7 protein-coding genes are annotated in these 15,769 nt (G+C 56.9%); 1 reads left to right on the top strand and 6 read right to left on the bottom strand.

The features are described from left to right. Nucleotides 1-96: 96 nt before the first annotated feature. The 6 genes from G5154_RS04415 to manA all read right to left on the bottom strand — a co-directional run bounded on the left by G5154_RS04415 (nt 97) and on the right by manA (nt 14,746). A complete protein-coding gene (locus G5154_RS04415; RefSeq protein WP_421250400.1) occupies nt 97-1,989 on the bottom strand; it encodes a PTS fructose transporter subunit EIIC in 1,893 nt (630 codons plus the stop codon). A 442-nt stretch (nt 1,990-2,431) separates the two neighbouring features. Beyond that, nucleotides 2,432-4,870 (bottom strand): GH92 family glycosyl hydrolase, encoded by a 2,439-nt coding sequence (locus G5154_RS04410; protein ID WP_337072789.1) that lies wholly within the window; start codon nt 4,868-4,870, stop codon nt 2,432-2,434. Between the two features lie 306 nt (nt 4,871-5,176). Further along, nucleotides 5,177-7,699: a GH92 family glycosyl hydrolase gene (locus tag G5154_RS04405; protein WP_421250398.1), complete on the bottom strand. Its 2,523-nt coding sequence runs from the start codon at nt 7,697-7,699 to the stop codon at nt 5,177-5,179. A gap of 62 nt (nt 7,700-7,761) precedes the next feature. Next, entirely contained in the window at nt 7,762-10,164 is a 2,403-nt protein-coding gene (locus tag G5154_RS04400) for a GH92 family glycosyl hydrolase (protein ID WP_421250397.1), read from the bottom strand. Nucleotides 10,165-10,219: 55 nt separating this feature from the next. After that, complete coding sequence (locus G5154_RS04395) at nt 10,220-12,916, bottom strand: GH92 family glycosyl hydrolase (RefSeq protein WP_421250396.1); 2,697 nt, start codon at nt 12,914-12,916, stop codon at nt 10,220-10,222. A gap of 639 nt (nt 12,917-13,555) precedes the next feature. Next, nucleotides 13,556-14,746 (bottom strand): mannose-6-phosphate isomerase, class I, encoded by a 1,191-nt coding sequence (gene manA, locus G5154_RS04390; protein ID WP_216953257.1) that lies wholly within the window; start codon nt 14,744-14,746, stop codon nt 13,556-13,558. Nucleotides 14,747-14,862: 116 nt separating this feature from the next. Between manA and G5154_RS04385 the strand changes: the two genes are divergently transcribed. Then, nucleotides 14,863-15,738, top strand: a complete 876-nt coding sequence (locus G5154_RS04385; RefSeq protein WP_421250395.1) for a helix-turn-helix transcriptional regulator — start codon at nt 14,863-14,865, stop codon at nt 15,736-15,738. Nucleotides 15,739-15,769: the final 31 nt, after the last annotated feature.

Genomic DNA, 15,769 nt, shown 5'->3' with positions numbered 1-15,769 from the left:
ATCAGTGGCTTGGTCAGTGGGATGATATGCGGTTGCTCGCCAGACAACGAAAAGGGGCCCGCGATGGGCCCCTTGTGATGAGCTGTCTGACTGCTATCAGGCTGCGTTTGCCTTGTTGCCCAGCGTGCGGGCCAGCAGTGCTTCCGGATTGTGAATCGCCTCCTTGGTCTTCACATCGATGATTTCGATATTGGTGAAGCGCTCGCGGTTCTTGATCGCCACATCGTGGGCGAAGATGACGCAGCGGGCATTGGCGACATCCTTGGCGGTGATGCGGTTGATGATGCCGTTGGCGCCCTGGGTCTCGACCTTGATCTTGATCCCCTGCTTGGCGGCGGCCTTCTGCAGGCTCTTGGCGGCGAGGAAGGTGTGGGCCACGCCAGACGGGCAGGCAGTGATGGCCAGAACGTCTGCTTCCCCTTCCGCTTCAATGACTTCGAAGCTGGTTTGGGTGGTAGTGACGTCATCTTCTTCGCTCACCGGCTTTTTCAGCAGGTTGACGATGATGGCGGTGGTCAGGGCGCCGAGGATGGTACCCAGGATGTAGCCCATCTTGCCTTCAACAACCGGCAGGACAATCCAGCCACCCCAGGGGGCGTGGTTGATACTGTGCATCATGAAGCCGGTGATGTTGCCGACGATGCCGCCTGCGACGATGGCCGGGATAACACGCATGGGGTCAGCCGCGGCGAACGGGATAGCACCTTCACTGATCCCGATCATGCCCATGATGGCGGCCGCTTTACCGGATTCACGCTCCTCTTTCTTGTAACGCTTCGGAGACATAAAGGTCGCCAGTGCCATACCGAGCGGCGGTACACAGATGGCGATGCCGACGCCGCCCATCAGCCAGGGCTGGGTGTTGACCTGAGTCTGGGCAAACAGGGTAGCAACCTTGTTGACCGGGCCGCCCATATCGAAGGCGGTCATACCACCCAGAATGGCACCCAGCATCACTTTACCGGAGCCCGCCATGCTGGAGAGCCAGTGGTTCATCCCTTCCATCATGGCGGCGATCGGGGCACCGATGCCCCACATCACGATGCCACACACCAGGAAGGTACCGATCAGCGGATAGATGAAGATGGAACCAAGGGAGGTCATGGAGTCAGGCAGCTTGATCCGTTTGAGCTGATTGACCACGAAACCGGCGATAAAGCCCACCAGAATGGCGCCAAGGAAACCGGTTTGATAGTGCTGAACGGCAATCCAGGAGCCGATCATGCCCGGAGCCAGGCCCGGCTTGTCAGCCAGCGAGTAGGCGATGTAGCCACCCAGTACGGCGGTAAACAGGGTCAGACCGGCGATACCCATGGTGGCCATGTCTTTGAGGAAGCCCGCTTCCGGCACGGCGCCCTTGCCGCTCATCATCACCGACAGGGAGAGCAGCACACCACCGGCCACGATGAAGGGGATCATGTGGGAAGTACCAAACAGCAGGTGCTGCTTCATGGTGTTAAGGCGATCCTTGAAGGTGCGCTCTTCGGGTTCGGTCGGTGCTGGTGCTGCCGGTTTGGCCGCTGGAGTCGTTTTCTCAACGCTCGGGCCTTGCTTGAGCAGGGCCAACGCCTGGTCTGTGGTGGTAGCGGACTTCATCTGCTCGATGAAGCCCGGTTCCAGCAGACGGGTCGAGAGCTCGGCCAGCACTTCGATATGGTGGTTGGCGCCACCATCCGGTGAGGCGATCATGAAGATCAGCTGGGTCGGTTTGCCATCTTCGGCACCGTACTCGATCCCTTGCTTGCTGACACCGATGGCAATGGCCGGGCGGTTGACCGCCTTGCTCTTGGCGTGGGGCAGGGCAACACCTTGTTCGAAGCCGGTGCAGTCGAGCTGCTCACGGGCCCAGACATCTTTGACAAATTGCTCTTTGTCAGACACGGCGCCATCGCTCGCCAGCATCTGGGCCATCTCGTCGAACAGGGCCTCCTTGCTGGTGGCCTTTAACTCCAGGCAGATAAGTCTGCCATTGGTCATGGTGGGTAACATCTCACTCTCCTTCCCTGTAAGGGCTAAGTCATGCGTTGCGAATTGGGCTCATTATTGCCCTCACGGGTAGGGTTGGACAGGCGATGAATGTAGCAATAACTGGATTTTTGTTGCATGGTTTTGCTGGTGTGATCCAGCTCGCAAAGTGTTGAGCTTCAACTCAATAGTTGTTTTTGTTTAATTCATGGCGGGATGTGACAGCGGTCAAGGTATGACAGAAAAACCCTTGTAATGGGATTTACCGCCATTTTTTGCGGTTTATTGCCCGATTTAAGGCTGATTTGAGAAAAACGGGTTAATGGCTGAACCAGGGCTTCCCACTGAAAAATAAAATGGCCCAGCGCTGATTGGATTTTATCAATCCATCTGGCGTGGGCCGTCGGGTATCACAAAGTGACATTTTCGGATTGCGTGCTGAATGTCACCTCAATGCTATCGATCGTTACTTTTGTGGCGGGGTATCGCCCATCACGAAGTGGAGGTTGCCCCCCGGTATAAACTCCTTGTGCTCGAAGAAGAGACCATCCTTGAGCGGTTTGCCATTGATGGTGACCGACTGGACATAGCGGTTCTTGGCGCTGTTGTTATCGGCGATGATGGTGAAGGTTCCCCCCTTGACCGGGATGGTCGCTTTGGCAAATAGCGGGCGGCCAATGGTGTAGACGGGATCTGCCGCATTCACCTGATAGAAGCCAAGTGCTGACATCACATACCAGGCAGACATGGAGCCCACATCCTCGTTGCCTATGATGCCTGCCGGGGTGTTCGAGTACATGGTGTCGAGGATGTAGTCGACCGTCTCCTGAGTTTTCCAAGGTTCCGATGTCCAGTTGTAGAGGTAGGGGATATGGTGGGAGGGTTCATTCCCGAAGGCCACCTGACCCATCATCCCGGTCATGTCTGCGGTCTCCGACCCCTGACTCTCGGCGGCAAAGGTGGCGTCCAGATTCTGCTTGAAGGCCTCTTCTCCGCCCATCGCGGTTTTCAGACCCTTGATGTCATGGGGCACAAACCAGGTCCACTGCCAGGCGTTGCCCTCGGTATAGTTGCCGGTCTCATGTTCGGTGCCATAGGGATCAAACGGCGTCATGAAGGCGCCATCGATCATCACCGGACGCATGAAACCGGTCACCCCGTACTGGGCGTATTCGGCCGCATTGTGGTCGAAGTAGCGCTGATAGCCGTTAGAACGGGCCAGATAGCGCGCTTCGGCCGCCGGGTTGCCGGCCGCCTTGGCGATCCGGGCGATGGCCCAGTCATAGAAGGCGTTCTCCAGACCGTAGGAGACCGACTCGAGGGTGTAGTCAGCGAAGACGGGCTGACCGTCGATCCGCTGCACTGCCGGGGCAAAGCCGTTCTTTTCGATGTAATCGATGTGGTTGGTCAGGGTCTTGTCCAGCACCGCCTTGTCCCACTCGGTCGCCAGCATGGGGTAGTTGGTATAGGTGGAGGAGTCGATGGCGGCCGTGAGCGCCAGATTTTTCTCCTGCGCAGTGAAGGCATCGGGGTATTTGGTGATTGCGTCGGCAATCACCACCACCGCCGGATAGCCCACCATGGTGCCTGTCTCATCCCCCAGATGCTCCCACTTGGGCAGCAGGCCGCTCTCCAGATACTTCTGGAGCAGGTTCTTGGCATATTGCACGGCGCGGGTGGGTTCGGTGATGGTTTTAAGCGGGTGCAGCGCTCGCTGGGTGTCCCACAGTGAGTAGACCGAGAAGTTGGGCTGATCTTCGCTTGCCTGGCCATAGTGGATGGAGTAGCTGCCTTCCCCCTTGGCCTGCGCCCCTTTGCCCATGCCGCGGTAGTTGCCATCCACATCCTGATGGACGATGGGGGCGATCTTGGTGTGGTAGAGGGCGGTGTAGAAGATCTCGTTTTGCTCCTTGCTGCCCCCCTCGATGGTGAAATTGAGGGCGTTGGCCCACTTCTCGCGGGCGTTGGCGCGGGCCTCGTCAAACGAAACATCCCCTTCGGCCTGGTAGTTGTTCCATGCGCCGGTGGCATCGACCGCCGATAGGGCAACTTTGGCGTTCAGTTGGGCTGAGCCGCCCTCTTCAAATTCGACGTAAGCGGTGACATCCGCTTTGGATTTGGCCTTGTGCTCGGCGCTCAAGCCCTCTACCGGCACACCACCAGCGAGGATGTAGACCCCTTTGATCTTCTTGTCGAAGGTCGCATGGAAGAAGATCTTCTGGTTTTTCGCCCAGCCGGAGAAGTGAGTCGCATCTCGCTCGCCGGTGATGGTGTAGCCATCTTCACTGACGGTCAGTTTGTTGCGCAGCGAACTCGATCCCCAGTCGCTGTTGAGGATCGAGTTCAAATCGATCTTCAGCCGTTGGGGTTGCCCCTGCGGATAGGTGTAGCGGTGAAAGCCCACCCGCTCGGAGGCGGTCAGCTCGGCCTTGATGCCATTCTCGGCGATGCGCACCGCATAGTAGCCAGGCTCGGCCTGCTCGGATTTTTTGTCCATTTTGACCGAGATGGCTTTGCGGTAATCATCGCTTTGCTCGATGTATTTGGATTTATCTTCGGTAAAGGGCAGGAACAGAATATCCCCCAGCCCCCCCATGCCGGTGCCTGAGAGGTGGGTGTGGGAAAATCCGAACAGGGTATCTTTGTCAAAGTGATAGCCGGAGGAGGAGTGCCAGCCGATCAACTCGGTATCCGGCGAGAGTTGCACCATGCCCTCCGGTACCACAGGGCCGGGAAAGGTGTGACCGTTAAAGCCAGTGCCAACGAATGGGTTCACATATTGCAACACATTGGTTGGCGTTGGCTTTTGATCGTCGTTATTGTCGCTGCTGTTATCTGAATCGCAGCCGGATAACATGGCTACCGTGCTGGTCAGGGCAATGGCCAGAATATTTTTCTTGAACATATTGAGCGGCTCCATCGGGTAAAGGGTGAGCAGTCATGATCTATTTTTATGAGACCGGAGCGATCCCTGAGCAATATTGATGCTCGATGGCATTGATCCCAGCGAGCACTATTATTCCCATGCCATCTGTTTCATCGACAGAGTAAAAAAGTGTCATTCACTAGACTTTTGTGACAAGGCTGTCTGTTTGTGATCCGCGTATCATGTGATGCAGCACGTCATATTTTTTGAGTGTTCTTGTGAATCGACCCAAAAGAGGCCCAAAGGAAGCTTTGGGCCTGAACATATATTGGCAATGAATGATGGTTATTTATTATTTGACGCGGTCGGTTTCTGTGCCGTCATGATAAATTTCAGTTCACCACCGGCACGAATATCGCTGTGGTTGAAGGTCAGATTTTCCCCTAACGGCTTGCCGTTGATGGTGACCGATTCCACATAGATATTTTGGGGGCCATTGTTTTCGGCGAGCACGGTGAATTTCCCGCCATCGAGATCCATGGTCACCTTGTCAAACAGTGGCCGACCTATGGTGTAGACCGGGAGCCCCGGCGTGACCTGATAGAAGCCCAGCGCACTCATGATGTACCAGGCGGACATTTGCCCCACGTCCTCATTGCCAATCAGCCCGGTGGTGGTCGGGTGGAAGAAGCTGCGCACCGCCTGATCGACATACTCCTGGGTTTTCCACGGCTCTTTGGTCCAGTTATAGAGATAGGGAACATGGTGATCCGGTTCGTTCCCCATCACGAACTGGCCGATATAGCCGGTCATATCCCCCTGCGAGGTATCGGCGTTGGAGTTGGCGGTGAAGAGGGCATCCAGATTCTTCCTGAATTTCTCCTCGCCACCCATCACCTCTTTGAGCCCCTCGATATCGTGGGGAACAAACCAGCTCCACTGCCAGGTGTTGCCTTCGGTAAAGTCCTGCCCCCTGTGCTCGGCCCGATAGGGCCAGAAGGTGTCATAACGGCTCCGATCGTTGATGTCACAGTTTTGTGGGGGTGTAACGGGGTTGCCGTTTTTATCGATGGCGCAGGAGGGGTAGTTGTTGGCCCAGCTGCCATCGTAATTTTTGGGGCGCATAAAGCCGGTCGAACCATATTTGCCATATTGCGCCGGGTTGTAGTCAAAATAGGCGCGCCAGGTAGTCGCCCGAGCCAGATAGCGGTTCTCGGCGGATTTGTCGCCAGCCAGGCGGGCCAGCTGGGCGATGCACCAGTCATAGTAAGCATTCTCGACACCGTACGAGACGGATTCGTTGACCAGCTCATCGTACTTGTCCTGGGCCATGCCGCCCTCTTCCGGCTTGTATTTGACGTTGGCCGGAACATAGCCGTGCTGCTCGGCATACTGACCGTGACGGGTCATCACGGTGAAGCGCTTGTCACCGTTCCAGGGATCCTGATAGGGCACCCAGGTTTTGGTCAGCTCGAGGTCAAAATTGGCGGAGACGTTGGCCGCCTGCAATGCCAGCTTTATCTCTTCCGGCGTGAATGCATCCGGATATTTGACGATGACATCGGCGATGATGGAGACCGCCGGGTAGCCGACCATCTCGCCGGTATAGTCGGAGTGCAGCTCCCACTTCGGCATGATGCCACCAGTTTTATCTTTGTTGAGCAGATCGTGCACATAGTCGATGGATCGCTCTTTTTCGATGATGGTCTTCAATGGGTGGGCGGCGCGGAAGGTGTCCCACATGGAGTAGACCGAATAGTTGGTAAAGCCCGGCTTTGCCTGATGCACCTTGCCATCCATTCCGCGATATTGACCATCCACATCCTGATAGACGAAGGGGGCGATGTAGGTGCGATAGAGCGAGGTATAAAACATCGTCTTGTCGGCATCGCTGCCACCCTCCAGGGTGAACTTATTGAGCACTTTCGCCCATGCCTGTTTACTCTCCTGCACCACCTGATCGAAGCGGTAGCCATGTTCATCGGCGCGCAGGTTGGCCATGGCCCCCTCTATACCGGTGCCCGAGATAGCCATCTTCATGGTGATGGGCTGTTCCCCTTTGGCAAAGTTGAGTTGGGTCACCACATCCCGTACCCGGGGTCTGGTTTCGCCATACCCGATGTAATCGGCCAACCCCACCTCGGTGTCGTTGCTCAATTTGCCATCGACATAGAGGGTCTGCTCCACGAAGGGTTCGGAAAACTCGGCGTAGAAAAAGACCGTCTGCCACTGCCCCCACTCGTTGCTGGTTCTGGCTCCGGCAATGGCGTTGTCGCTCACCCGCTTGAAGTAAATATTGCGGGAGTGGTTACCGTACTGCTCCAGCAGCTCGTGCTGCAGATCAAGCTGGACTTTGCGATCTTCACCCGCCGGATAGCTGTAACGGTGGAAGGCGACCCGCTGGGTGGCAGTGAGTTCGGCCTTGATGCCGGTCTCCACCAGATCCGCTTTGTAATAGCCCACCTCCGACAGTTCGCCAGGCTTGTTGATGGTGACCGGGTCGGTATTGTTGCCGGTGAAGGGCAAGAAGGCGAGATCATTGAGATCCCCCTTGCCTGCCCCCGAGATATGGGTGCTGCTGAAGCCGGAAAGCTTGGCCAGATGGTGGTGATAGTCGGAAGGGGATCCCTTGCCATTCCAGTTGGCCGGATTCCAGTTGTCCGGGCCCGGCTGGATCATCCCTTCCGGCATGACAGGGGCCGGATTGACATTGCCCAGCCCATCGGTGCCGATCAGCGGATCGACATATTGCAGCACCTGCAGGGCATTGTCGGGGCGGCCATTGTCAGTAGTCTCATCGTTTGTGTTGCAGCCATAGAGGCCAAGCAGGGCTGTCACCATGATGGCCAGCTTGTGGGGTTTGAACATCGTTGTTCCTCAAATTCCGGAGATGAACAAGCGGCAAGCCGGGTGGCTTGCCGCTTGTAGCGTTACTGGGTCGGTTGCTGGTTGGTCATCACAAAACGCAGCTCACCACCGGGACGGATCTCGCTGTGGGCGAAGGTGTTGTACTGGTTGAGTGGCTTGCCATTGATGGTGACCTCTTTGACATAGAGGTTGTCCGGGCTGTTGTTCTGCGCTACCACGTTGAACTGACCGTCGGGCAGGTTGATGGTGACCTTGTCGAAGATGGGACGACCGATGGTGTAGGTCGGGTCGCCCGGGGAGATTTGATAGAAGCCCATGGCACTCATGATGTACCAGGCCGACATCTGGCCGACGTCTTCATTGCCGATCAGGCCATCCGGGGTGGTTTTGTAGAACTCCTTATAGACCCGGTCGAGGTACTCCTGCGCTTTCCAGGGCTGGGCGGTGCGATTGTAGAGATAGATGACGTGGTGTGAGGGCTCGTTGCCATGAATGTACTGCCCGATGTAACCGGTCATGTCCTGATGTGCTTCGCCCCCGTTGGGGTCGGCGTTGAACAGGTTGTCGAGCTTGTCGTTCAGTCCCTGCTGGCCACCCATGATCTCGGTCAGCTTGTCGAGATCCTGCATGAAGGACCACTGCCACTGCCAGGCATTGCCCTCGGTGTAGTAGAAGGCATCCGACTTGTAGGGATCGAAATCGGCCGCCGCGTATTTCAGGGCGCACGGGTCACCGTTTTTCAGCTCGGTCGGGACGAAGAAGCCTTTGCCATCGGCATTGCCAGCCTGGGGATCCCAATGTTTGAGCGAGTTGTAGGATCGTGCCTTGAACTCCTGATAGGTAGTCATGTCGCCCGCGGCTTTCGCCATCTCGGCGATGGTCCAGTCGTAGAAAGAGAACTCCAGCGAGTAGGAGACCGAGTTCCAGTTGGGATAACGGACGCACTGCTCTTTCTCGTGATAGCTGAGCTGACCGGCCATCAGCGAGCTCAGGATGTCGTCATGGATCTGCGGGTAATCGGCAGGCCGGTAGTGGGCCGATTTGATCGAGGCTTCCAGTGCCTCTTGCGCATCGATCAGCCCCTTGGTCACCGCATCGGCAAGGATGGCCGCCGAGGGGTAGCCAATCATGGTGCCGGTTTCCGAGCCGTGGCCTTCCCATTTGGGCAGCAGGCCGAACTCCACGTTGGATTTGCGGATCAGATCCTTGGCGTAGAGAGTCGCCTGTGGCGGGTCCATGATGGTCCACATGGGGTGAACGGCGCGGAAGGTATCCCAGGTCGAGTAGATGGAGTAGTTGGGGGTATCGCCAGGTTGCAGGGTGCGCAGGGTGCCTTGCATATCAAGATACTTGCCATCCACATCGTAGAGCTCGATAGGGGCGATCATCATGTGGTAGAGGGCGGTGTAGAAATTGGTCTTCTCGGTTTCCGTCCCCCCTTCGGTTTTGAGTGTTGCCAGCTTTTCGGCCCACGCGTATTCGGCGTCTGACTTCACCTTGGCGAAATCAAAGGTGGGGGCTTCCGCCTCCAGATTCTTCTGTGCTCCTTGCCAGCTCACCGCCGAGATACCGACCCGGATCTCGATGGGCTGCTCACCCTGGCCAAAATTGAGGTAGGCGGTCAGGTCATCCCCTTGATAGACGCTGTTGGGGCGCATCTCCCGGGTGGGCATCTTGTCCTGCTCGCCCAGCATGGCCCTGGCCACAGGTTGGTTGAATTTGGCGTAGAAGAAGATGTTCTGGCCCTGATGGTTCTGTCCCTGGAACCAGCCAGTGGAGGTTTTGCGGCCACGCAGGGTGTACTCATCCACCACTTCGATTTTGTTTTTCAGCGATTGGCCGTTGTTGTTCAGCAGGGTATGACCCAGATCGAATTTCACATTCCGATCCGCTCCTTTGGCGAAGGTGTAACGGTGCAAACCGACCCGTTTGGTGGTGGTCAGTTCAACCTCAATCTCCCCCTTGTTCAGTCTGGTTTTGTAATAACCGGCGCTGGCGTGCTCATTGGTTTTGTCAAAGGCGTTTATCTGGGCGTCGGCCATCTCGGCGTAGGGCAGTACCAGAATGTCGCCCAGATCGGTGGCGCCGGTGCCGGAGAGATGGGTATGGGAGAAGCCGTAGAGCGGAACATCGGTTGCGACGATCTCGCCCGTGAGATAATTGGAAGAGTCCCAGTAGCCGGAGGCTGAGTGCCAGGGGCTGAGTCCGCTCTCGTGATCGGTGTTGGAGCCAATAAAGGTATCCGGCGAGAGCTGCACCATGCCGGCAGGGCGGGTGGCACCGGGGAAAGTGTGGCCTGATGCGGCGGTGCCTATCATGGGGTCAACGTATTTCAGTACCGACAGATCGACAACCGGAGTTACCGGTTTCTCGATAGCGGTAGACTCGCTCTCACTGTTGCAACCGGCGATGCCACCGGTCAGTGCGGCAATCACCGCAAGAGAAAGAAGATTGCACTTGAACATGGTCATTCCATTTTTGAGTGGTGATGGGGGAGGAAGTCCTCCCCCGAACAGGTGATTAACGGGAACCGGCAGGCAGGTCGCCTTCGTGCAGGAAGGTGCCGATACCTTGCGCGGGCGGCAGATCTTCCGGCTGGCTGCCCCAATTCTGGTTGGGGCTATCGCCCATCACGAATTCAAGCTTGCCGCCACTGAGGATTTCCTCATGGGTGAGGTAGCTGCGATTGAACTCGCTGCCATTGAGGCGAGCGGACTGGATGTAGATGTTGTCGCGGCTGACATTCTGGGCCGTGACGGTGAACTGTTTGCCCGCACCCACATCGAGCGAGGCGGTTTCGAACATGGGGGTGCCAATCTCGTAGATGCCGGAGGAGGCATTGACCGGGAAGAAGCCCAGCGCCCGGAACACGAACCAGGCAGAGAGGGTGCCAAAGTCATCGTTGCCACAGATGCCGTCAGGGGTGTTCTTGTAGCAGACGTTGGTGGCTGCCACGATGGCGGCCTGTCCCTTCCAGGGCTGTCCTACGTAGTTGTAGAGGTAGGGCACATGGATATCGGGCTCGTTGCCCTGCACATGCTGTCCCACGTTGCCGGTGTTGAATACCGGGAACTGGTTGTCGCCAGCGTTGCGATCCGGATAGGTACTCCAATACTCGTCCAGCCGTTTGGCAAACAGTTCGCCCCGTTTGGCCTGAGGATTCTGGGTCTGGTCGAAGCGGGTCATCAGATCGACCAGGCCATGAATGTCATGTTGAACGCTGAAGGCGTATTGCCAGCCGTTGGACTCGGCGAATGACCAGTTGAACATGTCGGGGCGCCAATCCTTGCCCACTGCCCGGCCGGTTTTCGGGTCTACCCAACCGGCATCAATGAAGTTGCCAGCGAAGTCGCGGGCCTTGAACCACCCCTTGTACTGCTTGCCGCCAAAGTCAAACTGCGCCTGCCAGTTCTTGGATCGATCGGCAAACTCCTGATAGCGGGGGTCACTTTCGCCAAATACTGCCTTGATCGATTGGGCGATCGCCCAGTCATTCATGGAGTACTCCAGCGAGTAGGATGAGGTCCAGGCATCCTTGAAGGGGGAGTGAGATTCCCAGTCATTGCCCGGCGGTGTGTCATGCAACTGGGCAGGTACATAGCCTTGCTGCTCGTACTCCTTGATCCAGGCGACCCCCTGGCTGGTGGCTGCGCGGGCGTCGGTGATCATGGCGGTCACCAGTCGCTCCTTGATCTCCTGACGTTCCGCATCGCTGAAGCCCAGCGCGATCATCCGTTTGTCCAGCGAGCCTTTGGAGAGTACGTCGTGGATCACCGGCGTGGAGTGCATCCCCATCATCATGCCGGTCTCGTTACCCTTGAAGGTCCACTCCGGCAATCTGCCCTTGCGCAGGTTGCCCAGATCGTCCATCCACTCCTCCTCGGCGTAGGAGAGCATGGAGAGCACCACATCGGCGAGGCGATCCGGCTCCAGCAGTGACGAGAGGGGTTGTACTGCGCGGTAGGTGTCCCACAGGGAGAAGGTGTCGTAACGGGTAAAGTCCGCTTTGCCATCCCGGTTGGCATCGGCGGTGCGAACCGACTCCTTGAGGGTATCGATCTGCTCGCCCCACGGTGTGTTGCCATCCGGATAGGCGTTGCGCCCCTGATGCACCTGGCGGTAGCGTCCGTCCAGATCGGAGTGAATGGTCTGGCCCAGATAGGTGTGGTAGAGCGCGGTATAGAAGGTCTGTTTGTACTCCTCATCCCCACTGACCCGGATCTTGCCCAGCTCCTTTTCCCATTTTTGGGTCGCAGCCTGCCGGACATCGTCAAACGACATATTGGCCACTTCGGTCATGTTGAGTGAGGCGCCAGCGTTGCCATCCCGGCCGATCTCGACGTTGGAGAGGGCTACCTTGGCCTCGACGACCAAGCCCGCCGCCGCGGTATCAAATTCCACATAGGCACGCGCGTACTGATATTTGCCACGGGTCTCGTTGCCGATCTCGGTGGTGCCTTCCGGCAGGTCCAGATAGCGGTTCTGGTCTTTGTCAAAGTAGGCGAAGCGGATGTTTTTGATGGGCTGGTCGAACTCCATCACGAAGAACTCTTTCTGGCTGGGGGCCCAGCCGTCAGAGAAGCGATGGCCCTCGATCCGGTTGTGGGTTTTGTCCCATTTCAGATAGGAGTCGGAGGTGTAGTCCCAGTTGACCTTGAAGCCGAGGTTGACCACGATTTCCGATTTTTTATCTTGCGGGAAGGTGTAGCGATGAACCCCCACCCGATCCGAGGCGGTCAGCTCGGCCTTGATCCCGTAATCCTTCAGATTGACCTTGTAGTAGCCCGCCGTTGCCTCTTCATCCTTGTGGCTGTAGCGGGAGGCCTCCAGATTCAGTGAGGCCGACCCCTCGTTCAGCATGAAATTGGAGCGTGAGTTGATCGGCATCACCAGAATATCGTTGAGATCTCCAGCTCCGGCGCCCGAGAGGTGAGTGTGGGAAAACCCGGCGAGGCGGTTGTCGTGGTAGTAATAGCCGGAGATATATTCCCAGCCATTGGCCCCATTATTGGGCGACAGCTGCACCATGCCATGCGGGGTCGTGGCGCCGGGATAGGTGTTGCCTAAATTACCTGTGCCGATGAACGGATTGACGTAACGGGAGACGTTAGTCTCTTTATTGTTATCGACAGCGGTATCCGAGTCATTTTGACAACCGGATATACCAACCAGGCCAGCCAGTACGGCACACGCGAGCAGGGAACGTTTCAGTTTCATATTTGTCGCCACAGGTTAATGAAAGTAGGGTATCGAACGTATAAAAACAGATAATGCAGAACGCCGGGCCAGCCAATGAATATCTGCCGGATGAGATAGCCATCTGCATGTATTACCCCGACTGTCACTGGATATAGAGGGTGACGGGGGGAATATCAGCCAGATAAAATGGATAGTGAAAACGTTCTGGCCATACAGGCGGAAAAATAAATGCGCAGGAAAATAACAGGCACCTATAGCCTGATTTAAAAAATCGCCCCTTACACTTATGAAATAAGTGGCTGAGCTGTGTTACATCTGGAATATATAAATACTCTTAAATGTTTTTCCTGCTGCCTGTAAATTAACTGTTTCTATTATTTCGTTGATTAATATCCTGGGACAGAGGAAAAAAATGGCATTAACTGGATTTTTATGACGTGTGGGGAAGGGTGTGAGCTGGCTCGCATAACTGCAGGGTGGCGTGACCAGGGAGGCTAAATGATATTAATCATTATAATTCAGCGTGTTATTCTTCGATGTTGAGTTAAATGACCGATTTTGTGAGTCGTACCGGGCTCTACATGGTCAGATGAGCTGAAAAAAAGGGCCCTGCTGGGCCCTTTGAACAGAGAGTGATGAGCCGATGGCCCACCAGGATCAGCGGTTGCTGGCGCGGGCAAAACGCCCTTCAGCCGTCACGCGATAATCGCCGGTGCTGGCGGGTACAAATGCAGATTGCCCTATGGTCAGTGTCAGACGCTCACCATCCTGGCCAATGAGGGTGATGGGCCCATCGATGGCGAACAGGATCTCGGCATTGCCGGTGGTGAGGGCATGTTCGCCTGCGCCATATACGCTGAAGGTGAAATCCGGTACCGGCACGTCGAAGTGCTGTACTGTGCCTTCCATGCGAGGGGTGAGCAGGATCTGGTCGTCCGGTTTGGCGACACAGCGGGTGCATGCCAGCAGCTCCGGCACATCCATGTATTTGGGGGTCAAACCGGCACGCAGCACGTTGTCGGAGTTGGCCATGATCTCGAGGCCAGTGCCGTGGATGTAGGCGTGGGGGGTCTGGGCATCGAGGAACATCGCCTGACCCGGCTCAAGTGTCACCACGTTGAGCAGCAACGGCGAGAAGAGCCCCACATCCCCCGGGTACTGGTTGGCCAGCTTGCTGATGGTGGCGAAAGTCTCTTCATCCTGATGGGCGGCGGCATAGGCCAGCAGGCGAGCCAGCGCCTCGTCCTTGCGATCACCGCTGAGGATCAGCAACTGGTGGAAGAAGTGCCGCAGGCCAGCTTCATCCTGTGACTGGCGAAGCGCCGCGGTCAGGTCGACCAGGGCGGGCAGCGCCATGCGATCGAACAGGGCCAGGATGGCCGGGATGGCGCGAAAGCCGTTCATCGCCTGATAGCGGGTGAGGGCAAAGACCAGCTCCGGCTTGTGGTTCGGATCCTTGTAGTTGCGGTTGCTCGCCTTGATATCGATGCCTGCGGCCTCTTCTCTGGCAAAACCGGCTTCGGCCTGTGCCTTGCTCGGATGTACCTGAATGGAGAGGGCTTGCTCGGCGCAGAGCACCTTGAACAGGAAGGGGAGTGAGCCGAAACGAGCCTGGGTAGCTTCGCCCAGCATGGCGACGGGGTTGGCGTCAATCAGGCTGGAAAGCTTCACGGTCTCGCCTGCCAGGGTCACTTCGGAGCAGCCATTGGGGTGAGCGCCCATCCACAGTTCAGCTTGTGGTTTGCCTTCGGGATTTTTGATGCCAAACAGCGTGGTCAGGGAGTCACGACTGCCCCAGACATAATCCTGGATCGGGTTGCACATTAGAAAAAACGGCGGGTAGCTCATGGATGGCTCCTTGTATCAGAACGATTTTTTGGGAATTTCAGTCTGGCGCGGACTATAGCATGGCAGGGGCAGCGCACCGCAATCGGTTGCTCTCTGCATCTTGATCAGGATCATTCATGAGTATCATCTTTACCCAGCTGTTGGACGGCTTTCTAAGTGAGGGGGGAGGCTTTGAGAAGGTGTTGTTTGCCTCTGACAAAGGGGTGCCTCCCTGCTTCAGTTATCAGGTCAATTTTCCGCGTCTCGAGCTGGTATTCAGTGGCCACTATCTCAACCAGATCTGGTCCCCGGAAGGGGATGTGCAGTCGGTACAGATGGGGCCACGGGAGGCGATGTACATTCCCCCCAACGGCTGGAACAAGCCGGATTGGGACAATGACTGCTCCGTGCTCAGCCTGTTGTTCGGCAAGCGTCAGATAGGGTTCAGTCTGGTGAGCAAGCACAAGGGAGACACCGGCTTCTTCGATGTGCAGAAGCACAGTATTCAGGCCGGTGCCGGACGGGCGCTCGATCATATCCTGCTTTCTCTTAATACCCTGGCGCAGGAGCCGATAAGGGCGCCGATGGACAATCACCTGCTGCAGGCGCTGCTCAGTTACTCACGGCAGTTACTGGTGGAGTCGGAGAGCGGTCGTCCTCGTGGCTCCGATCTTTTTCACGGCATCTGCATCTACATTCAGGAAAATTTCCACCGCCCCATCAGCCGCGAATGCATCGCCGCCCGCTTCAATCTCTCCCCCAGCCACCTCTCACGCCTGTTCCGCCAGCAGGGGCACATGCGGCTGGCGGACTACATCAGCTGGGTGCGGTTGGAGCGGGCCAAGTTCATGCTGAAAAAGTATCGCTTCCGTCTCGAAGAGGTCGCCAATCGCTGCGGGTTTACCGACGTGAACTACTTCTGCCGTGTGTTCAAACAGAAGACCGGCTTGACCCCTTCCCAGTACCGTTCCCTGAGTCAGCCGCAGGCGACGGCCAGCGAGCTGGAGGGATAACGGGGCGGGGTCGGCAAGGCGTTGTGACGGC

Origin of the sequence: Aeromonas sp. 600527 (assembly GCF_049175415.1) — a bacterium.
Taxonomy (GTDB): domain Bacteria; phylum Pseudomonadota; class Gammaproteobacteria; order Enterobacterales; family Aeromonadaceae; genus Aeromonas; species Aeromonas veronii_A.
The sequence above is the reverse complement of the archived record's forward strand: the minus strand, read 5'-3'. Positions and strand labels throughout refer to the sequence as shown.

Excerpts from the sequence above, each read along its gene's own strand:
- G5154_RS04415 (WP_421250400.1), bottom strand. The coding sequence starts at position 1,989 with ATGTTACCCACCATGACCAATGGCAGACTTATCTGCCTGGAGTTAAAG.
- G5154_RS04410 (WP_337072789.1), bottom strand. The coding sequence starts at position 4,870 with ATGTTCAAGAAAAATATTCTGGCCATTGCCCTGACCAGCACGGTAGCC.
- G5154_RS04405 (WP_421250398.1), bottom strand. The coding sequence starts at position 7,699 with ATGTTCAAACCCCACAAGCTGGCCATCATGGTGACAGCCCTGCTTGGC.
- G5154_RS04400 (WP_421250397.1), bottom strand. The coding sequence starts at position 10,164 with ATGTTCAAGTGCAATCTTCTTTCTCTTGCGGTGATTGCCGCACTGACC.
- G5154_RS04395 (WP_421250396.1), bottom strand. The coding sequence starts at position 12,916 with ATGAAACTGAAACGTTCCCTGCTCGCGTGTGCCGTACTGGCTGGCCTG.
- manA (WP_216953257.1), bottom strand. The coding sequence starts at position 14,746 with ATGAGCTACCCGCCGTTTTTTCTAATGTGCAACCCGATCCAGGATTAT.
- G5154_RS04385 (WP_421250395.1), top strand. The coding sequence starts at position 14,863 with ATGAGTATCATCTTTACCCAGCTGTTGGACGGCTTTCTAAGTGAGGGG.